General features: G+C 46.3%; 19 protein-coding genes. All 19 read right to left on the bottom strand.

Annotated elements, in window-relative coordinates:
* Positions 1 to 34: 34 nt before the first annotated feature.
* The 19 genes from tldD to ACH19P_RS03340 all read right to left on the bottom strand — a co-directional run bounded on the left by tldD (position 35) and on the right by ACH19P_RS03340 (position 20,148).
* A complete protein-coding gene (gene tldD / locus ACH19P_RS03430; protein WP_462157104.1) occupies positions 35 to 1,474 on the bottom strand; it encodes a metalloprotease TldD in 1,440 nt (479 codons plus the stop codon).
* The gene (locus tag ACH19P_RS03425) at positions 1,471 to 2,301 is read right to left on the bottom strand and encodes a carbon-nitrogen hydrolase family protein (protein WP_462157102.1); all 831 of its coding nucleotides are present in this window, start codon (positions 2,299 to 2,301) and stop codon (positions 1,471 to 1,473) included. The genes tldD and ACH19P_RS03425 overlap by 4 nt, the downstream gene beginning before the upstream one ends.
* Complete coding sequence (locus tag ACH19P_RS03420) at positions 2,298 to 3,584, bottom strand: YhdP family phospholipid transporter (RefSeq protein ID WP_462157101.1); 1,287 nt, start codon at positions 3,582 to 3,584, stop codon at positions 2,298 to 2,300. Before ACH19P_RS03420 ends, ACH19P_RS03425 begins: the two co-directional genes overlap by 4 nt.
* Positions 3,577 to 6,096, bottom strand: coding sequence for a YhdP family phospholipid transporter (locus ACH19P_RS03415; RefSeq protein ID WP_462157100.1), 2,520 nt, complete (start codon positions 6,094 to 6,096; stop codon positions 3,577 to 3,579). Before ACH19P_RS03415 ends, ACH19P_RS03420 begins: the two co-directional genes overlap by 8 nt.
* Before the next feature lie 29 nt (positions 6,097 to 6,125).
* The gene (gene rng / locus ACH19P_RS03410; protein WP_462157099.1) at positions 6,126 to 7,598 is read right to left on the bottom strand and encodes a ribonuclease G; all 1,473 of its coding nucleotides are present in this window, start codon (positions 7,596 to 7,598) and stop codon (positions 6,126 to 6,128) included.
* 1 nt (position 7,599) lies between these two features.
* The gene (locus tag ACH19P_RS03405) at positions 7,600 to 8,160 is read right to left on the bottom strand and encodes a Maf family protein (RefSeq protein ID WP_462159303.1); all 561 of its coding nucleotides are present in this window, start codon (positions 8,158 to 8,160) and stop codon (positions 7,600 to 7,602) included.
* The gene (gene mreD / locus ACH19P_RS03400) at positions 8,160 to 8,636 is read right to left on the bottom strand and encodes a rod shape-determining protein MreD (protein ID WP_462157098.1); all 477 of its coding nucleotides are present in this window, start codon (positions 8,634 to 8,636) and stop codon (positions 8,160 to 8,162) included. The genes ACH19P_RS03405 and mreD overlap by 1 nt, the downstream gene beginning before the upstream one ends.
* Entirely contained in the window at positions 8,629 to 9,477 is an 849-nt protein-coding gene (mreC, locus tag ACH19P_RS03395) for a rod shape-determining protein MreC (protein ID WP_462157097.1), read from the bottom strand. The genes mreD and mreC overlap by 8 nt, the downstream gene beginning before the upstream one ends.
* Positions 9,477 to 10,520: a rod shape-determining protein gene (locus ACH19P_RS03390; protein WP_105253626.1), complete on the bottom strand. Its 1,044-nt coding sequence runs from the start codon at positions 10,518 to 10,520 to the stop codon at positions 9,477 to 9,479. Before ACH19P_RS03390 ends, mreC begins: the two co-directional genes overlap by 1 nt.
* A gap of 251 nt (positions 10,521 to 10,771) precedes the next feature.
* Positions 10,772 to 13,336 carry a DUF6701 domain-containing protein gene (locus ACH19P_RS03385; protein ID WP_462157096.1) on the bottom strand — a complete coding sequence of 855 codons (2,565 nt, stop codon included), beginning with the start codon at positions 13,334 to 13,336 and terminating at the stop codon, positions 10,772 to 10,774.
* Positions 13,337 to 13,399: 63 nt separating this feature from the next.
* On the bottom strand, positions 13,400 to 13,846 hold the full coding sequence (locus ACH19P_RS03380) for an agglutinin biogenesis protein MshP (protein ID WP_462157095.1): 447 nt from the start codon (positions 13,844 to 13,846) through the stop codon (positions 13,400 to 13,402).
* Positions 13,836 to 14,555 carry a prepilin-type N-terminal cleavage/methylation domain-containing protein gene (locus ACH19P_RS03375; protein WP_462157094.1) on the bottom strand — a complete coding sequence of 240 codons (720 nt, stop codon included), beginning with the start codon at positions 14,553 to 14,555 and terminating at the stop codon, positions 13,836 to 13,838. The genes ACH19P_RS03380 and ACH19P_RS03375 overlap by 11 nt, the downstream gene beginning before the upstream one ends.
* On the bottom strand, positions 14,555 to 15,061 hold the full coding sequence (locus ACH19P_RS03370) for a type IV pilus modification PilV family protein (protein WP_462157093.1): 507 nt from the start codon (positions 15,059 to 15,061) through the stop codon (positions 14,555 to 14,557). Before ACH19P_RS03370 ends, ACH19P_RS03375 begins: the two co-directional genes overlap by 1 nt.
* Complete coding sequence (locus ACH19P_RS03365) at positions 15,048 to 15,509, bottom strand: type II secretion system protein (protein WP_462157092.1); 462 nt, start codon at positions 15,507 to 15,509, stop codon at positions 15,048 to 15,050. The genes ACH19P_RS03370 and ACH19P_RS03365 overlap by 14 nt, the downstream gene beginning before the upstream one ends.
* Positions 15,510 to 15,516: 7 nt before the next feature.
* Entirely contained in the window at positions 15,517 to 16,032 is a 516-nt protein-coding gene (locus ACH19P_RS03360) for a prepilin-type N-terminal cleavage/methylation domain-containing protein (protein WP_462157091.1), read from the bottom strand.
* 21 nt (positions 16,033 to 16,053) lie between these two features.
* Positions 16,054 to 16,638, bottom strand: a complete 585-nt coding sequence (locus tag ACH19P_RS03355) for a prepilin-type N-terminal cleavage/methylation domain-containing protein (protein ID WP_462157090.1) — start codon at positions 16,636 to 16,638, stop codon at positions 16,054 to 16,056.
* Positions 16,639 to 16,717: 79 nt separating this feature from the next.
* On the bottom strand, positions 16,718 to 17,206 hold the full coding sequence (locus tag ACH19P_RS03350) for a hypothetical protein (RefSeq protein WP_462157088.1): 489 nt from the start codon (positions 17,204 to 17,206) through the stop codon (positions 16,718 to 16,720).
* A gap of 3 nt (positions 17,207 to 17,209) precedes the next feature.
* A complete protein-coding gene (locus tag ACH19P_RS03345; RefSeq protein WP_462157087.1) occupies positions 17,210 to 18,436 on the bottom strand; it encodes a type II secretion system F family protein in 1,227 nt (408 codons plus the stop codon).
* Complete coding sequence (locus ACH19P_RS03340) at positions 18,436 to 20,148, bottom strand: GspE/PulE family protein (RefSeq protein ID WP_462159302.1); 1,713 nt, start codon at positions 20,146 to 20,148, stop codon at positions 18,436 to 18,438. The genes ACH19P_RS03345 and ACH19P_RS03340 overlap by 1 nt, the downstream gene beginning before the upstream one ends.
* Between the last annotated feature and the right edge of the window lie 4 nt (positions 20,149 to 20,152).

Raw genomic sequence — 20,152 nt, 5'->3', positions numbered from 1 at the left:
TCCGTAAAAAAGGCAGCCTTAGCTGCCTTTTTTATTATGCGGTGCCACCGACGGTGAGCTGGTCAATCTTCAATGATGGTTGGCCTACGCCAACAGGGACACTTTGACCGTCTTTTCCACACACACCCACACCTTTATCGAGCTCAAGATCGTTGCCCACCATAGAGATGTGCTTCATTACCTCTGGGCCATTGCCAATTAAGGTTGCACCTTTGATTGGCGTTGTGATTTTTCCATTTTCAATCAGGTAGGCTTCTGAAGCTGAGAATACAAACTTGCCTGAGGTGATATCCACCTGACCGCCGCCAAAGTTTGGCGCGTAGATACCCTTGTCTACTGAGGCAATGATTTCGTCTTGAGAATGCTCACCCGCTAACATGTAGGTGTTGGTCATGCGAGGCATAGGTAGATGCGCATAAGACTCACGACGACCATTCCCTGTAGGTGCGACACCCATGAGTTTAGCGTTATGTTTATCTTGCATGTAGCCTTTAAGGATGCCGTTTTCAATCAATACATTGTAACCAGCTGGTGTACCTTCATCATCGATATTCAATGAACCACGACGATTCGCCATGGTGCCATCGTCAACAACGGTACACAGCTCAGAAGCGACTTGCTGACCAATTTTGCCACTGAATGCAGATGCCCCCTTGCGGTTAAAATCACCCTCTAAGCCATGACCAACAGCTTCATGCAGTAGTACGCCTGGCCAACCTGCACCGAGTACCACAGGCATGGTGCCAGCTGGCGCATCAACAGCCTCAAGATTCACTTTTGCCATGCGTACAGCATCTTCAGCAAAGTGCATCCAACGCGGCTTGCCTTCAACCAATTCTTTGAAATAGTTGAAGTCTGTACGCGAACCACCACCAGAACCACCGCGCTCTCGGCGATCTCCTTTAATAAGTAGCACTGAGCAATTTAATCGCACCAATGGGCGAATATCTGTAGCAAATGTGCCATCACTAGCTGCAACAAGGATTTCTTCATACACAGCAGACATAGAGCTGACGACTTGCTCTGCCTCTGGAGCTAATTGGCGGATGTACTGCTCAACTTCACGTAATAACGCAACTTTATCAGCATCTTTCATGCTTTGAATGGGCTGCATTGGCTCAAATTGGCGTTTTACGTCTGCTTCGCTGAACACGTGAATTTTACCATCTTGGCCAGCATCCGCGATGCTACGCGCTGCCATTGCTGCATTATTGATTGCTTCAAGAGTAATGGCATCAGAGTAGGAGAATCCCGTTTTTTCACCACTGATTGCACGCACACCTACACCGCGCTCGATGTTGTAGCTGCCTTCTTTGACTAAGCCATCTTCAAGTACCCAGGATTCGTTGTAGCTTGACTGAAAATATAGGTCAGCATAGTCAACCTTGTGCTGGTGCATGTAACTCAAAGCCTTCGCCAGATCGTCACGGTCTAAATTGCTCTGTGTTAAAAGGTTTTGCTCAACTTGGCTCATAAATTTACTTTTCTCGCTTGGCGGTGAGCCTGCATCGGCATGCGCTCACTGCATTGAATTAATTCGTTCATATCTAGGGAGTAACTAAGCCACCCTTCGCCACCGCCGTGCTCTGCCAATACCTCTCCCCAAGGGGAAATGATGACGCTGTGGCCATATGTTTCTCTGCCATTGTCATGGGCTATGTCTGTATCATTGCGGCCATAAAGTCCTGCTGCAATAACAAAGGCTTGGCTTTCTATTGCTCGGGCGCGCAATAATGTGTGCCAATGGGCACGACCAGTGGGAACAGTGAATGCACTTGGTACTAACAATACCTGCGCGCCTTGGCGCACCTGTTCCCTATATAACTCACCAAAGCGCATATCATAACATACACTTAGACCAAGCTTAGCAAAGGGTGTGGGCGCAACAACCACCTGCTCTCCCCTTTGGGTATGCTTTGATTCGTAATAGGTGCCTGTGCCATCAGCCACAGTGACATCAAACAAATGAATCTTGTTGTATTGCGCTTGTTCTTGGCCTTGGTCATCAAACAAAAAGGACGCTGCAAAGTAGTGCTCTTCATCGCTGAAAACAGGTATGGTGCCTGCAGCCAGCCACACTTGATGCTGAGCACACAATTGAGCTAATTGAGAGCGCCAATACACGTGCTCTTTGGCAACAGCTAATACTTGCTGTGGATGTTTGGCGAAACACAGCCAACTCTCAGGTAAACACACTAGGCAGGGGCGCGCATCTGGCAATTGATCCAAATAGGCTTTTAGTCTTGTTAGATTCTGTTCTGCGTCACTGCTGGCACAAAACTGCAAGGCATGCACTATCATAACTGCGGCTGCTGGTTTTGTTGGTCAGGCAAAGGTTGGTTTTGCGCCGCTTGCGGGATCATCACTTCACGACTCTTTCTATCCAATTCCACCACTTGCGGATCGCTCATTGAACCGCTGACCTTAAAGTTAATTTCTGAAATCACCCTAGCCGAATGAATCACCTTATCCAGTGCCAGTGCAGCAAGACCCGTAACCGGATTTACCATCCACGCAACAATAACAGGCAAACTTGACGTTACCTGAGGCGCCACAGCTAAATCATAATTGAGTGTTTGTGTGTTTAAATCCGCATAGCCCTGAATGGTTAAATCTGCTGGCACACCATCCATTTTGGTGTCCTTAGTATAGGCAATGCCACTGGCGATTTGCATTGACCCTTCCATACTGTTGTAGAAAAAGCCTTTGGCGAATACATCACGAAAGTCCAACTTTAGCTTACGCACCAAAGAGTCCAAACTCAGTAATGAGAATACCCGAGCACCCCCGTCACTTATTTCACTGAGGTGGCCTTCGCCTAACTCCCATTTTACTTCCCCGCCAAGGGATGCGACGTTAAATGCATAAGGTGCACCTTGCCATTGCAAATCGAAATTAATATTGGCTTTAGAATCTTGCACCGTAGAAGTGATGTCAAACTCATCAAATAACTGGCCAATGTCCTTACTTTTGAATTCACCATTTATTGACGTTAACCCTTCTCGCCAATGACCGTCCGCACGCAAAATGTGCTCATCTTTATCAACCACAATTTCGCTAATTTGTAATTGCGAGCCATCCCCCACAAAACGCATATGCACTTTATCCAACTGATATTCATTCAAACGGCAGTCACTGCAATCAAAGCTCACCCCAGGAAGACGAGCTAACCAGCTAAGATCTTCGCTTTGTTGTTCTGCTTCTGATTCGTGCTGCTGTGGCGTCTGAATGACGGCACGAACATAATCCGCTTGAATCAGAATATCTCTGGCGGGTTGTTGCTTGCGAGTGGGAATATCCACTCGGGCACGCAACTCTTTGGCCATAAGTTTTAAGTCCATTGCTCCCTCAACTGGGGTCAAGGTAAACTCAAAATCATTAAACGGTAATGGGCCCACGTCAACACGGTCTATTTGACCAGCAATACGGTGCAACGGCGGCATAATCGAAGGGCCTGATGATTCGCGACTTGCCATCTCGATAATGTCGTTAATAACGGGTTGCCAAGCGATCACATCAGCCTCAGGTAAATCTACTGTTACATCGAAATCTCTTTGATTCAGACCCAGATTTTTTTCAGCCAAAGATCAAATGGGCATTACTTAATTTCTTACTTCCGTTATCCAAGATGGCATTGAAGTACACGCCACTTTCGAGCTCAGCCATAATCAGATTGGAAATATCATCTCCCTGTATCACAGCGCTGAGTGATACAGCTTGCTCTGCCGATTTGTTGTAAGGAGCAGGGAGTGAGCTTGCAACGCCCACTAACTCACTGTTCACCTTGGCGTCGTAGCTAAACCCGGCATCACTGAAGACTAAATTAATCTTTGATGTAACATCTGTTTTTCCTGAAAGCTGCTCAGCAAACAAGCCATGAAGCTGATTGTGTAGCACACTGGCATCAGCCTTCATTGCAAGGTCAATATGGGTGCTGTAAACACCGTTTTTCTTTTCCCCTTGTAAACTTATCTGCAGCGGCATGCCTTGGAATTTAGCACTGGCATTATTTATTTCGATGCGATCATTTTCAAAGCTCAAACGACCGTTCAAATCACTTAAATCAATACCGGGTTGAGATATAAAAACAGGGTTGCCAGAAAACGCTACATCGCCTTTAGCAAGAACTTGCTTGTCTTTGAGGTCGATTTGCAGTTGTAACTGACCATCAATTTCACCTTTGGCTTGAATCACATCAAACACAGTTGCTAGCGGCTTTGCTAAAGGTGTGCCCGCGAAAAATGGTTGCAGTTCAGCGGCTTCGACACGCTCATCAATGTCGATAAATAAGGTTTTGGCATTGCGAAGATTCTCAAGGTACACATGCACTTTACTGCCAAGTTCAAGGTTAAGTAATTCACCTTGGCGGCTATAAATATCCATTCTCTGGTTATCAAAACTTAATGTCACACCGATATTTTCGAGCGTTGGCCACTGTGGTGCAAACGCGAACTGTGCATCATCAACTTCTGCTTTAACCAAGAAACGGCCTTGTTGCTCTAAGAAAGGAAACTTCTTAATCGGACCTTGCAATAACACCTGCGCAAAGCGCATATCACCCTGTTTAATCGCGCCGTTAAGGTAATTGATTAGGTTTTCATGCATGTAGGGAGTTGGGAAATAGGCACCCGCTTTTTGCGCGCTCCCGCCGCTGATTTCGGCATACAAGTCCAAACGCGGCTCTTGTTCCAAATGCAACGCAAATTCGGTGACAAGATTTAAATCATCATTCGCTAATTGCACATTGTCACTTTCAATAGACCAGTAATCACCATGGTTGTAGAAGTTAATATCTGCAACTAACTCTTGGTAAGACAGCGGCTTACTAAAAGTCGCCCCCGTAAGCAGGTGATTTTCGGTTCCTCTTACAGTCAAGATTCCCTTAGCATTGGTGATATTCGCACTGGCACTGAGCTCTTGAGCACCAGGGATTCCGTGGAAACCAGACCAACCAAGATGTTCAGCCTCAAACCATACTCGCCACTGCTGTGCGCTTTGGAAGTGAAAAAAGCCCTGATTAATAAACCCTTGCGGCTCTATAGACACCACATCTTGCAGCATCTTCGCCTTAGCCAAGCGGGCAAAAGTAGACACAATTGAGATATCGAGATCTTGCACCCACACTTTGTGCTCATCACTGAACAGCGCATCAAATACTAACGGTGACCATTGGTATTGCTCATCGCTGAGTTGCAGACCGGAGGTACGTATTCGCCACCCTTTTGCTTGTGGATGAATTCGCACCATACCGTCTTGAAGTTCAAGATATTCTTGTTGCTTTTGATTTACCCATGAGAGTTGGCTTGGCTTCATGGCCAATTGCACATCTGTGAGTCTGCCACTGGCAAAATGAAACCACGACTCAAGGTTCAGATCAGAGTGTAAATTTGTAAGTTCAGGACGCACATAGTCGTTTAACCAGCCAGCAATATCGAGTCCCTGCGCCTGTAGGTATAGATCACCATAGATGTTCGCTAGTTTATCACCGGTTAACTTTAGTCGCGCCTCTAAGGTATTTTGCTCAATACCCGGCAAGCTAACTTGACCTTCAGCATAGTGGCCGTCAGAGCGGTTTTCCCATACTAAATTCTCCAGCAAGATACGGTGTTCGCGGTCATCTACACTGATGATATTGAGCTCACTGTCTTCAATGGCAAAGTGCCCGGAAGTACCCAGAAACAGACTTTCGATTAATGCTTGCTGTTGCGAGCTGCTGCCTTGCTGCTCATTGGCGAACAATTGCCTTGCATCGATTTGCGCATCAAAACCTTTTAATACGAAGTAATTTGAACTCAGCTGCCGATTAAGTAAGGTTTGCCATAAATTGATATGTAAGCGTGTTTGCTCAACGGTGACACTGATCGGTGCTTGGGCGTTATCCGCAAAGCCAACGTTATTGACAACGAGTGCGGGGCCATTGCCTTGCCAACTGGCACTAAGCGAACCAATGGAAATATCCGCTTTTAATTGCTCTCCCAGAAACTGTTCAACTTCCAGTCGGTAATCATTGGCATAAGGCAAGCTGTACTTGAGTAAAGACACGAGCACGGCTAGCAGCACCAAAATAATGGCGCTGATTTGCCACACTTTCCTCATGCATAAAAAGCATACCGATTTGATGTTCACTACATCATCACCACATCGAACTGCTCTTGGCTATAGAGGTTTTCTGTTTGAATAATCACTTGTTTACCAATAAATAATTCCAACTCGGCAAGATTGTGATACTCGTCATTGATCAAGGCTTCACTCACAGCTGCTGAGGCATAGACCATAAACTTGTCAGCATCATATGCACGATTCACGCGAACAATCTCACGGAGAATTTCGTAACACACGGTTTCAACCGTTTTCAAAGAACCACGACCGGCACATGAGGGGCACACGCCACAAAGAATATGCTCAAGGCTTTCACGTGTACGTTTTCGTGTCATTTCAACTAAGCCAAGCGCGGATAAGCCATTGATATTGGCCTTCGCTCTATCCTTTGACAACGCTTGCTCCAAAGAGTGCAACACACGTCGCTTGTGCTCATCGGAAATCATATCGATAAAGTCGATAATGATAATGCCGCCAAGGTTGCGCAAACGCAGCTGCCGAGCAATCGCACTGGTCGCTTCGATATTGGTATTAAAAATGGTTTCTTCGAGATTACGATGGCCTACGAACGCGCCCGTATTGACGTCCACAGTGGTCATCGCTTCCGTTTGGTCGATAATTAAATAGCCGCCTGATTTCAGCTCAACTTTGCGATGTAACGCCTTTTGAATTTCACTTTCAACGTCGAACAAGTCAAAGATTGGACGCTCGCCTGGGTAATACTCCAACACCTTGTTTAAGTGCGGAACAAATTCTTCCGTGAACTCAACCAACTCTTGGTATGTCAGTTTCGAATCGACACGAATGCGCTCCATGTCTTCCCCCACGTAGTCACGCAAGGTGCGAAATGCCAGTTTCAAATCTTCGTGAAGGATGCTTTCTTTTCGTGATTTTTTTCGGCGCTCAACAATTTTTTGCCACAATTTTTTAAGGAATTCAGCGTCATGTTTCAGCTCGTGCTCGGTGGCGCCTTCTGCCGCGGTACGCACAATAAAACCGCCGTTTTCATCATTGTATTGAGCTACGATGTCTTTTAAACGCTGACGTTCTTCCTCACTTTCAATCCGCTGGCTCACACCGACATGCGTCGCATCGGGCATAAACACGAGATAGCGAGACGGAATGGTAATATCTGTGGTTAAACGCGCGCCTTTTGTGCCAATAGGGTCTTTGACCACCTGCACCATGATGTGCTGGCCTTGGCGCACTAACTCACGGATATCTTGTACTTTCTTGACTGGTTGCTCATCAACACCTTCTTCAAACGAGGCGCTGTTAACAATGTCCGACGCGTGCAAGAAAGCGGCTTTATCAAGACCGATATCAACAAACGCAGCCTGCATGCCTGGTAATACGCGACTCACTTTGCCTAGATAGATATTACCGACAATGCCAAGATTACCAATTCGCTCTACCTGTACCTCTTGCAGAACCCCATTTTCAATCAGTGCAACGCGACTTTCACTTGGTGTCACGTTGATAAGTAATTCAGAACTCATACTAAAATTCGGCTATTAATTTTTGTGTCTCATACAAAGGTAACCCCATCACTGCAAAATAGCTACCACTGAGGTGGGTTACAAAAGCACCCGCGCGCCCTTGGATGCCATAGCCTCCAGCTTTGTCATGAGGCTCTCCACTGTGCCAATAAGATTCAATTTCTTCATCACTTAAGGCCTTAAAGGTCACTTCTGTGGATACCACGATGCTGTCGGTTTTTGTGGTAGAAGACAGTGCCACAGCAGTTAACACTTCATGCGTGCGCCCACTGAGCATGTTCATCATGTTTTGGAAATCATTGAAATCAGTGGGCTTTCCCATGATTTTTCCGTCGCACACCACCACAGTATCACTCCCTAACACAGGCTTATCATGGTAACCCAAAGCAACTCCTGACTCGGCTTTGAGTCGTGCTAATCGCTCAACAAGCTGGTAGGCACCTTCATTGATTAGTGGTGTTTCATCCGCATCCACTGAGAATTGTTCAAATTTAATGCCGAGTTGGGAGAGAAGCTCACGCCTGCGCGGCGATTGCGAAGCCAGATAAATGTCGGGCATGATTAACGGATCCGAAAATGACGACGGTACTTACGCAGTAATAAAAACAGCCAAGGCCAACAAATTGCACCTGTCATCACAGGCCATAAATATTGCGGCGAGAAATACACATCAAGTAAAAAGTGATGCAACCAGAACTGCAGTAGGTGATGAAGAGCCAAGAATACCGCAGACAATAAGGCTTGTTGCCATATTGAGAAGTTTCTGAGCTTCTGATAGTTACTCGCAGTGATATAAATGGTGATTGCGTAAGTCAGAGAGTGAACACCTAAGGGCGACCCGGTAGCTAAATCAATCACCAAGCCTGTGACCCAAGCGGCGCCAATATTCACACGATGAGGCAAAGCCAATGACCAGTACATGAGTACAAGCAGTACCCAATCAGGTCGGAATGCTTCGAATGAGATCGGCAGTGGCATGAGCGCCATCACCAGAGCACAGAAGATACTCAAAATAATCAGAGCATAGCGCCTACTCATCTATTTTTACCTCTTTGCTTGCCACCGGATCAGTCAGCACCACCAACAAGCGAATACGATCAAGTTGCGCCACAGGTTGCGCGAAAATTTGTGCGAAAGGTCGGCCTTCATCACGGTTGATTTCCGTCACCACTGCAACGGGATAACCTTCAGGAAAACGCTCACCCAAGCCGGAGCTCAATAGCACGTCACCAATACGAATATCCAAACTATGGGGCACATGGGAAAGCTTTACGCGCGATATTTTACCAATGCCTTCGACCACGGTGCGCACATCGTTACGTAACACACGTACTGGTGTCGCATGGGTTGTATCAGTTATCAGTAATACGCGGCTGGTGTTTGCACCTACTTGCACAACCTGACCAACCACACCTAATTCATCGATGACGGCAAGGCCTTCACGCAATCCATCTGAGGTGCCTTTGTTAATCACTACTTGGTGACTATAAGGACTGGAATGGACCGACAATACTTGAGCAACTAGCTTATTTTTTTGTTCACGCGGATTTGACCCGAGTAACGCGCGTAGCTTTTCATTTTCTCGTTTTAAGAATTGCAGTTGTTGAAGCTGTTCGCTTTGCAGGAGTTGTTTGTTCTTTAACATTTCATTCTCTTCGAGCAATTGCTCTCGAGAAGTTAGGTTTTTGGCGCTGGTTGAAATCAACTCATAGGGAAGGTTTGCCAAATACAATAACGGGCTAACAAGCGTATTTAACGAAGTACGAACGGCAGTGCCACCACTTGTGTAGCGGTCACCTAAAATGAGAATAACACTAAGAACAACTGCGATAGTTAATCGCAGTTGCATTGAAATAGTGCGACCAAATAATAAATTCATTAGTCGTAGCTAAATACATCACCACCGTGCATGTCGATCATCTCTAACGCTTTACCACCACCTCGGGCTACACAGGTAAGAGGGTCATCCGCTACAACAACAGGAATTCCAGTTTCTTCCATTAATAAACGGTCTAAGTCTTTTAGCAACGCACCACCACCAGTTAGTACCATACCGTGTGCTGAAATATCTGACGCCAATTCTGGTGGCGATTGCTCCAAGGCAACCATAACAGCGCTAACGATACCCATTAATGGCTCTTGCAACGCTTCAAGAATTTCATGTGAGTTCAGTGTGAATGAACGAGGCACACCTTCAGCTAGGTTACGACCACGAACTTCAATTTCTTTCACTTCGTCAGTTTTAAATGCAGAACCGATTTCGTGTTTGATTTGCTCAGCTGTCGCTTCACCAATTAAGCTACCGAAATTACGACGCACATAGTTGATGATTGCTTCATCAAACTTGTCGCCACCGATGCGTACAGAAGACGAATACACCACACCGTTTAGTGAAATAATCGCAACTTCTGTGGTACCACCACCAATATCAACAACCATAGAGCCGGTAGCTTCAGATACTGGAAGGCCTGCACCAATTGCGGCAGCCATCGGCTCTTCAATTAGATACACTTCACGAGCACCAGCTCCCATCGCTGACTCACGGATAGCACGCTTCTCTACTTGCGTGGCACCACACGGTACACAGATAAGTACGCGCGGGCTAGGACGTAAAAAGTTGTTGTTGTGCACTTGCTTAATGAAGTGCTGAAGCATTTTTTCGGTCACGTAGAAGTCAGCAATAACACCATCTTTCATTGGGCGAATAGCCTTGATGTTACCAGGTGTACGACCCAGCATTTGCTTCGCTTCAGTACCTACTGACGCCACGCTCTTTGGTCCACCAGCGCGCTCTTGACGAATAGCCACAACTGAAGGCTCGTTAAGAACAATACCTTCTTCTTTTACATAGATTAGGGTGTTAGCTGTACCCAGGTCAATCGATAGATCGTTGGAGAAAAGACCACGGAGTTTCTTGAACATGGGACTGGTTGACCTTTGAAAATTCTTATTATCTGAAAGCTTGACACACTTTACCAATGCATCTCGTATCCGGCAACATAAAGCTTACATTGGCTACTAAAAAACAGCAGGTTAAGCGCTAATCGATTTCAGATATCAATATACGTGACGACAATACCGCACATGTACCTGAAAACATCGAATATAGATAGGCACTTTGCGAGAGCGGTATTATCCAAGTAAGCGCTTAACTGCGGCTGACTGAATTTGCATCAATCGTTGCCAGACTCTCGCCAGTAGATAATTCGATCATTGCCACGAAAACTACCAAATCGCAATACTGCACTGGGGTCGTTATCCGCTTTACCATCACCATCCCAGTCCCATAGCAACCAATCATCGGCTGGGTAACTCACTGGGTAATCGCCTGTTTTCCCTTGTGAGTCAGCGAACATCCCCTCACTTAAGCCATAGTCACCCAAAACCAAAGTACCTGCGCCTGTGAGTTGTAAATCAGCGCTCGTATCGCTGAGCTGAGTTGCAGTATACGAAGTACATGAGTCGGCCGTATTTAGCGCCCATTCAGTGCCTTGCCAATATTGTGTTTGCATTGGCACTTGCAGCGACTCAAATTCACTACCAAAACTGTTTTCCAAGCGCATTCGCCCAAAACGCACGTCAAGCATCCCAGCCAAAGCCTTGGCCGTACAGGCTGTGCAACTTGTTGTCGAGGCCGCATCCATATCAGCACTGTGCCACGTTCGACTGTCTTTTTCTGAAGATATAGATACACCAATTTGAAGTTCAGAATATGGCCCATCCAGCTCTGTATTTAATTGCGCGTCCAAAAGGCGGATAAATTTAGCCGTACTGGTATCAACTGCATAGACACCCTCATCCCATGTCCCAAATTCACTGGTAAGGCGCGAGCCCAAATTCGGTGTTAAATTACTACTGGCAAGATTACGTGCTACATAAGTGAACTCGGCAGTGCCTTCATAATTTGTACCGTAATTTTGCAACACCCTACCTTGCGCTCCCAACGCGTTGGCCGTCCATGCGATAGAGATGTTTGGGTCGTCCATATAAGTGAACGCACTGCATGAATCCAGTACAGCACTTGAAGCAAGCGTAAAATCATTGGGATAAAAGCGACCAATGTTGTCACTCACTGGTGTATCACCGATAAAGGTCTGCCCTAAATAACTGCCATTTTCTATCGATGCCGATAGTCTGATTGTCCCAGCTTCTTGCCATACCACAGCGTCGCTTTGTTGCACTCCTAAAGTGGCTGAAGGAGCAAAAATACCGCTCGATAACAGTGCCGCACTGCCCAAATTAGGGGTGGGGTAAACGGCGGAATCAAATGCTACCACCGCTTTTTGTCCGGGTGTCTCAAGTCCAAAGTTAGGCGTGAGTGCACCTGAGTAGTTAACGCTCTGCACTTGCACGGTAAAAGGCTCTTCCGCCGCAATAAAGCCACCTCCGCTGTTTGTAGTCTGAGGGTTACCATTGCCGCTAGCATCTGTCACATTCCCCACAACCACAGCATAGGGCTGACTAACAATATTACTGCTACTGCCACTGAGGGAAAAAGCAGGCTGGTCTGTAGTTTGGGCAACGTTCATATCTGCATGCAACTGCACCGCCCCGACATCAGTGTAATTGAACGCCAACGCTGCGGTTCCATTAGTGTCAAAAGTGACGGATACATTGGCTCTATTACTGCTTAGCCCCTGAGAGTTCATGCCAATATTGGTGCCGTTGATCGTTCCTTGTTGGGTGCTTTGGCACGAGACCGGATTTTCACAAGACAGGCCAAACGAGACTACTTGAGAGCCCTGCACTCGCGCCTGACAAGCTCCGGTTTGTTCGTCAGCCTCTACCGCCCGCACCGTAATATTTTGAGCAAGCCCCGCTCGCATCGACGATAGGGAGGAAACACCATCAGCTTCGAAAAAGGCGAGCCCTGCATCAACAAAGTTGATTTCACAACCCGATGCCACACCTGAGGCGTAGCATTGGGTTGCGTTAGATGTAGGTGCAGAAGAATCGGCAACACCTATGGTTACGGTCCCCCCTTGTGGATACTGCAATAACCCAGTACCTACACCGTTATTGAGTGTCACTGAGCCTGAATTAACGTATGTTCCTGCACTCGTGCTGAGCTGAACGGTATTGGGGTCTGTGAACAGTGTTGCACAATCCTCATCTGCACAGGCTTGAATATTTATGCTTGAATTTAAGCAACGTACGGTTTGAATGCTGTGACTTAAGCGATAATGATGGACTTGGGCATCACTTGAATTACACAAACCAGGTAACTCTAAATTTGCAGCAGCATCAGGATCGAAGGTAATTTGCGTATTAGAGCCGACATCAATCGGACCATTGGACGCCAAGCCCCCAACTACAGCATTGTTCGCATTGATGGACAAACTTCTTCCCGCAAACAACAACCCATTAATCACGGAAAGGTTGTTTATTTCAATGTCATAGCGCGCAACAATTGTTAACTGTGAGGCATTCCCAGCTACGTTTAAATCAAGCCTATTATTAACTAACAGTGAGCCATTTATATAGATGGTCACGTGCTCGTCTGGGGCAATAATTAATTCGTACCCTCGACCACTTGTTACGTTTAGACCTGTAAAGAAGTAATCTCCCCCTGAAAGTATGGTCCCTGACGCAGGCCAAGGATTGTTTTGCCATGGAAAAGCATCTAAGTCCTCTTGCGCTATTCCTCCTCCTGACGCTGCCAAATTCTCATTAATTGGGCCCGTAAATAAGTCTTCACATCGTGTCATTGCTAATGTTGGAAACGCTACAACATTCATTAAGCATACGAAAAAGAAAACATTTAGACTTCGGATTGAAAAATAGCACAGAGACATTTTGACTTAGTCCTCCAACCGAAATTCTACTACGACCGTGCGAGACGCGGTGATATCTGCCACGCTGCAAATAGCATTACTTTGCACTGAATATACTGAAATAGACCCGCTTGCGACACTCGCATCCGGCACACTGCCTTGACTAGAGCGCGAGATCAACACGGTGCAATTGGCCAAGTGTTCGCTATTAAAAGTATAGGAGCTGCCGTTGACCAACGCACAACTAGGCGTGGCCGCTGAAAATACCATCTGCAAACTGCGTTGGGCGCCACTTTGTGCAGCTAAATAACTTCTCGCGCCATAGTACTCTATGGCATTTTGCTTTGCCCCTGCCGAAATTACTCTCGATAAAGCGAGGCCTAATGATAACAGTAACACGGCCACCACAAGTGCCGTGACGAGCATCGAGCCACGTTGCTTTGTCGCTAAAATAGAGTGAGTGTTAAGGGACATTGGGAATGTGTACCGTATGTGATAGCGCTAAGCGCTCATTGGTTGAAGAGTGCAATTCCAACTGTATGTTGACCATGGCATTGCGCTCCAATGTGCCTGCACTGTATTGCACTGTCCACTCACTCACTCCTAATCCGAGTAAACTTTGGGCCCCATCTTGTTCACGTAACAGCGCTTGACCTTGTGCAGTGGTTTGCGAACAAAAGCTAACTTGACCCTGTGGCACATAATAACGTTTACCCGGAGATGAAAGTATTGAACTCCCTGTCAGCTGCCAAGCATACACACTGTCCGAAGTGCCTTGGTCATCGATTGCCGTTATTTGTCTAGCATTAATGACGCTATTTACACTGGTTGGATAAATTGCCACCGTGTCACCGACAACCACATTGTTGTTAAAATTGACCACAGTGAGTGGATTGTCACTCACATCACCGACATACGTTCCACTATTTTTAATTGGGTAAAAGCTTAAACAATTAGCTGTAACCGTAAGAGTATTAGGGATTGCGGTACGAATTTCTTTTTCCATACGGAGTAAAATAAAACGCGCTTGTGCAACGAGATCTGCACGCTGATTGCCGTCGCTGTATATTTGCATTGATGTGCTAACAAACTGAGTTGTGCCTACTGCCACAATGCCGAGTATCACTATCACAATGATGAGCTCAACAAGCGTAAATCCTGACTGCCTTCGCGTCCTCCACATCAGAAATTCCCCCTGTATGCTTGGAAAGCATAACGTTCGCCAATTGGGGTATTAACAACAACGTCGATTCGCTTAGCTATGTGTTGAGCATCTGTCGTAGTTTGATCGTAATCACCATCTACGGCGACATTAATACTAAGACTAAATCCAGGATATTCTCCGCCGACATCACTAATCACTAAGTTGTGGTAGTCATCAACGTCATCATATAAGTCGCGACTCCCCTCTTCAGGACCAAGTGTATTAGAACAACCACTGGGTTTCTCATCACAGCGTAAAAATGGCGGGCTGCGGTCACTATTTTCATCATAGGACTTAGCGAGTATTTCATTCATGGTTGCTTGGGCAAGCTTAGCAGCTTTAAGTTGAATTAAAGGTTCGGCACTTTGTTTTGCCTGCGGCGCAATCAAACTGGTGACGATGGTCAAAGCAATAGCAAACACCACCATGCCTAAAATCAGTTCGACCAATGTAAAGCCTTTTTGCTGCACGCTATTCACAGGCATAAATCAACCCTTCACCACTGACACACACCGCCTGATTAGCAATAGCTACTTTGCACGTAGCCGAGCAATCGATATTTGGTTTGCCCCAGCTATCAAACGCCAAACTGGTAAAATTTACGCCTTGGTTGTTTGTCGTGGTAAATGTAATTCCAGATGCCGAGCTATCGATAACAAGATAATCGTCAAATGCAGTAGAGGCCGCATTTGCACAATCTCGCCCAGCAGGAGGGGCTATTAGGGTAGAGGAAATTTTGACACAATTGCTGGAGTTGACGTTGTGCATGGACTCAAGTTGAATCGCGCGCATCATTGCAATTGTGCGGTCGCGCAGCATATAAGCGTCTTCAGTTGCGGAACCAATAAAACGGGGTACGACGGTCACCGCCAATACCCCGATCAGGACCATCGTGATTATAAGCTCAACAAGCGTAAAACCACGGGAGTTCATTTCAAAACTATAAGCAAGAGTTAACGGTGATTACCGGACGAACATTAGCCCCTGTAGAATCTGCGTATAACACTGTACATGCAGCGTCAGCAGCCGTTGGTGCTGTAGTCCCATAGCTATTTACACCAAGTGGATATACCAGAACACCGCCTGTCACAGCTGCGACAGCGAATTCATTGGCATCAAATTCCAACAATTCAGCCATGTTATTGGCTGTCGCTTGAGGGTAACCGTTAACCAAGGTCACATTGTTGGTACCACCCACATCCACAGACTCTGAACCATCGCTTGTTCCCGTTGCCCCAGCAATAATTGCTTTGCCATTGACCACAGACACTGATGTTTCTAAAGAACCTTTAATGCCTTGCAACGTTGCATCACGGGCATCATCTTGTAAATTCAAGAAACGCGGGGCTACGGTGACCGCCAAAATACCTAAAATAACAATGACGATAATCAATTCAATAAGGGTGAAACCCTTTTGGTTTCCTTTCGGGAAGCTCTGTTGTTTCATTGTTTTCATTTGTTATACCTCTATCAAAATTTAAAAAACGGTGACCTGCCCCGTCGCTGGGAAGTAAGAGAATCCATCCGTAGCACTGCCATCTGGGGTGCCAGTACTTGGTAAGTTTGCTGTGTTATTTGTATCCAATGAGTTGGTCAAATAATAAATACATTGCGGAGCTGACGTCCCTGCACCACTGATTTGCACGTAGTAGCGACTCTGCACTACTTGAGATGCATCCACTGTATTTACCGGTGCTGATTGCAAAATAAGGTCGAATACGTCCTTACAATCTTGTTGCTGCATTGCGCTCACCAAGCTGCTGCTGGTACCGTCGTTCGTTGGGTAACCAACATCACCATCGACGCCAACCGTCACCTTGTCATACGCAACCGTTGTCGTATTCGCTCCAGCATTATTTTTGATACGTCCATCCACTTCCCACTGTGAACGCACCAAACCAACCGCTGCGGCAAAACCACCCGCCACTCCTTCAACCGACGCTTCGCGGGCATCATCCGTTACATCAATAAATCGCGGTAACGCAGTTGCGGCGAGCAACCCTAAAATGATGATCACGATGATCAGCTCAATAAGGGTAAAGCCTTGATGTTTTTTGTTCATGTTATTCACTTTATCACCTGCGTACCTTTTTTCATTCTAGCTCATTTATTTAAAAGCAAAAAGCTTTGATTTAAATAGACTAATTATTGTTTATCGACAATGTTCCCGTTTGCAAATCGAACGTAAACCACAGCACATCGTTTAAATAATATGCGCACTCTTTTACGATGCCATCGTGGTGAACTTGTTGCGCTGAAAAAGCCGGCCACCTCTGTTTTCCTTGCAAGTGGAAAAATAAACTAGCACAGCGCTCTTGCTCTGTTTCTGAAATCACCTCAACGGGCCAACCCGCTGAGTTAACAACAAAATCTACTGCACCGATTTTCTTTAAACTGTCATCCACTTTCGTTAATGTGATTTTGCGCTGCTTTTTCGCCAACCATTTGGCGTGAACTTGCATCGAGGTCCGTTGAAACTCATCCAGCGCCTTGTCTTTCACCACTTCATCTACAGATGAAGACAAACCCAGGCTGTAATACAACAAGCTACCAAGTAACACCGAAATGACGATCACACTCACCAAGGATTGATAGAGTTTGGCTAAACGCACATCGCTGCTGTCAGCCATCACCTAACTGCCTTTAATCGCAGACATTAAGTTCCACATTGGCGTAAAGATACCGAGCGCCAATATCAGCACCATTACAGCGACTATGGTTATTAAAATCGGTTCAATTTTCGCGGTGAGGCTCTTGAGATCAAAATCGACTTCACGCTCGTAATAATCAGCACTCTCTTGCAATAGCTCATCCACTCGTCCAGTTTCTTCACCAACAGCGACCATTTGTAAAACGAGTTGCGAAAACATTTCACTATTACGTGAGACCCGAAGAAGACTTTCCCCTTTTTCTATACCACGACGCATTTCAATTATGCGTTCGTGCATATAGGCATTATCTACAGCCTCGGCAGTCAACGATAAACCGGCAGTCATGGGGACACCTGAACGCAAAACCATGGCAAAGCTCTGACTGTAACGAGCAAGTAAAGAGCGCTCAATGATGCTGCCGATAATAGGTAATTTGAGCTTCACTCTATCCCACTTCAACCGCCCTTCGGTGCTCGCAAGGTATTTCTTCACTGAGAAAATGGCGCCAAAAATACCTAGCAGCAGTAGCCACCAATAATTGACGAAGAAATTTGATGTGCCTATCAGAATACGCGTCATCAACGGGAGTTCGGCGTCAAAACGAGAGAACATCTGGGCGAATACGGGGATCACCGCCAAATTAAGAATGAACATCGCCACGACAAGAGCAATAATCACGAATGTAGGATATCGCATCGCAGCTTTTATGCGTTTGCGCGTTTCTTGCTCTCGTTCGAAATACTCTGAGAGCTGTAAAAAGGCGTCTTCTAACTTACCGGTATTTTCACCCACGACTACGATAGACACCATTAATCGATTAAAGACATCTTTATGATTTGCCATGGCAGCCGATAAATTTCGGCCCTGTTCGAGTTGTTGTGAAATTTCTTTTAATACGTCACTAAAACGGGTGTTAATGGTGGTTTCGGCAAGTCCATTAATCGCTCTAATAATCGGGATGCCTGCTTTGAGCAACGAATACATCTGCCGAGAAAAGATAATCATCTCGTCCAAGCCGACCCGCTTTTGCAGAAGGTTTCCTAGATTCAAATTACTTTGCGAAGAGCCCTGCACAGTTTCACTGATTTGCAGTGGAATACTTCGCTTGGCCAGCAGCTGATCCGCAGCCGCTTGCGCACTCGCGGCTTCGAGTGTCCCTTTAATCAAGTTGCCTTGGCTATCTTTGGCCTGAAAGCGAAAGTGTGGCACTAGTTGCTCACCACTTCAGGTATATATTCAGACACTTTGAAGACCTCATCCAAGGTCGTGATACCTTGTTGCGCATAGTCCAGCGCCATGTGCGAGAGCGGCTCAAATTCGGGATTGTCTTTTGTCGCTTTAGCAAACCCCTGGGTATCACTGAGCCTCAATGCGTCCATCATAGCTTCGTTCATTTCGAGTAATTCGAATACACCAATACGGCCTTTGTAACCAGTGTGGTTGCAGCTATTACAACCGCGACCATGGAAAAATTCAGCATCAGCCAATTGCGGTTTTAAATAGCGTACCCAAGCACGCTCTTGCTCATCTGCTTGATAAGGTTGTTTACAGTTTTGGCAAACTCGACGTACAAGGCGCTGTGCGATAATGGCGCGCAAAGAGCTAGCCACAAGGTAAGAGGGGGCGCCCATATCAATAAGACGCATCGCACTGGTCACCGCATCATTGGTGTGTAAAGTACTTAAAACCAAGTGACCGGTGAGCGCTCCTCGTAAACCGATTTCAACGGTTTCTTTGTCACGCATCTCACCCACCATGATGATGTCGGGGTCTTGACGTAACGTCGTTCGCAGCACGCTGGCAAAGTCCAAGCCAATCTTGGTATTCACTTGGACTTGGTTGATACGGCTAATACGGTACTCGACAGGGTCTTCAACAGTGATGATCTTGCTATCTGGGGTGTTGAGTTCACTCAACGCACCATAAAGCGTGGTGGTTTTACCCGAGCCTGTAGGCCCAGTGACGAGGATCATGCCATGCGGGCGCTTCAATGCTTCCCGCAATTTTTTCAGTAATTTGGGTGGCATACCCGTTTGGTCTAGGGTCAATAAACCCGCTGATTGGTCAAGCAAACGCATAACTACAGACTCGCCATTTTGCACCGGCATTGTCGATAAACGCACGTCAATGTTGTGACCTTTAACCTTGATGTTAAAACGACCATCTTGCGGAATCCGTTTTTCAGAGATATCCAAGCCTGACATCAGCTTTAAACGCAGCACCAAAGCAGACGCAATGTTCACCTGATCAAGCGTGTTTTCCTGCAAGATACCGTCTACCCGCTGGCGGATACGCAGCAGCTTTTCATCTGGCTCAATATGAATATCCGAGGCACGCACTTGCACCGCATCTTCAAAAATAGATTGCAGTAATTTAACAACGGTCGCATCAGAGGTGGTCTCGTCTAAGGCATTAAGCTCAAACTCTTCACCCTCTTGATATTCTTCGTGCAGCTGCTCAGCAAAGTTGGCAATGTCTTGTGTACGGCGATACACAGAATCAAACGCTTCCATGATTTGTGACTCTTGCACAACCGCTAGCTCAATCTGTTTAGGCTCAAGGATTGGCGCAATTTGATCCAAACCACTTAAATCAGCGGGATCACTCATGCCCACTAATACCGAATTATCGTTGTCTTCAATAACCAAGGCGCGATAACGGCGTGCATACACCTCTGGAAGTAGTTTTGCGGTCTCAGGAGCGATACGACGTTGCGAAATATCAAGGAACGGAACATTCAACTGCTGCGCTAAAAAGCGCAATAGTTGCTGCTCACTGATAACCCCCAAATCAACCAGCGTCGCACCGAGTTTGCGCCCCGAGGTTTTTTGCGCATGCAATGCCTGTTCTAACTGACTATCAGTAATGATCTGCTCATGAACGAGCAAATCACCCAAGCGCATCTTTAAACGAGGTCTGATCATA

The sequence above is a fragment of the Pseudoalteromonas sp. GB56 genome, assembly GCF_054923835.1.
This window is presented reverse-complemented; position numbering and strand designations above follow the sequence as displayed.

Excerpts from the sequence above, each read along its gene's own strand:
- mreC (WP_462157097.1), bottom strand. The coding sequence starts at position 9,477 with ATGAATTTATTATTTGGTCGCACTATTTCAATGCAACTGCGATTAACT.
- ACH19P_RS03375 (WP_462157094.1), bottom strand. The coding sequence starts at position 14,555 with ATGTGGAGGACGCGAAGGCAGTCAGGATTTACGCTTGTTGAGCTCATC.
- tldD (WP_462157104.1), bottom strand. The coding sequence starts at position 1,474 with ATGAGCCAAGTTGAGCAAAACCTTTTAACACAGAGCAATTTAGACCGT.
- ACH19P_RS03360 (WP_462157091.1), bottom strand. The coding sequence starts at position 16,032 with ATGAAAACAATGAAACAACAGAGCTTCCCGAAAGGAAACCAAAAGGGT.
- mreD (WP_462157098.1), bottom strand. The coding sequence starts at position 8,636 with ATGAGTAGGCGCTATGCTCTGATTATTTTGAGTATCTTCTGTGCTCTG.
- ACH19P_RS03370 (WP_462157093.1), bottom strand. The coding sequence starts at position 15,061 with ATGCCTGTGAATAGCGTGCAGCAAAAAGGCTTTACATTGGTCGAACTG.
- ACH19P_RS03425 (WP_462157102.1), bottom strand. The coding sequence starts at position 2,301 with ATGATAGTGCATGCCTTGCAGTTTTGTGCCAGCAGTGACGCAGAACAG.
- ACH19P_RS03350 (WP_462157088.1), bottom strand. The coding sequence starts at position 17,206 with ATGGCTGACAGCAGCGATGTGCGTTTAGCCAAACTCTATCAATCCTTG.
- rng (WP_462157099.1), bottom strand. The coding sequence starts at position 7,598 with ATGAGTTCTGAATTACTTATCAACGTGACACCAAGTGAAAGTCGCGTT.
- ACH19P_RS03365 (WP_462157092.1), bottom strand. The coding sequence starts at position 15,509 with ATGAACTCCCGTGGTTTTACGCTTGTTGAGCTTATAATCACGATGGTC.
- ACH19P_RS03415 (WP_462157100.1), bottom strand. The coding sequence starts at position 6,096 with ATGAGGAAAGTGTGGCAAATCAGCGCCATTATTTTGGTGCTGCTAGCC.
- ACH19P_RS03355 (WP_462157090.1), bottom strand. The coding sequence starts at position 16,638 with ATGAACAAAAAACATCAAGGCTTTACCCTTATTGAGCTGATCATCGTG.
- ACH19P_RS03385 (WP_462157096.1), bottom strand. The coding sequence starts at position 13,336 with ATGAATGTTGTAGCGTTTCCAACATTAGCAATGACACGATGTGAAGAC.
- ACH19P_RS03390 (WP_105253626.1), bottom strand. The coding sequence starts at position 10,520 with ATGTTCAAGAAACTCCGTGGTCTTTTCTCCAACGATCTATCGATTGAC.
- ACH19P_RS03380 (WP_462157095.1), bottom strand. The coding sequence starts at position 13,846 with ATGTCCCTTAACACTCACTCTATTTTAGCGACAAAGCAACGTGGCTCG.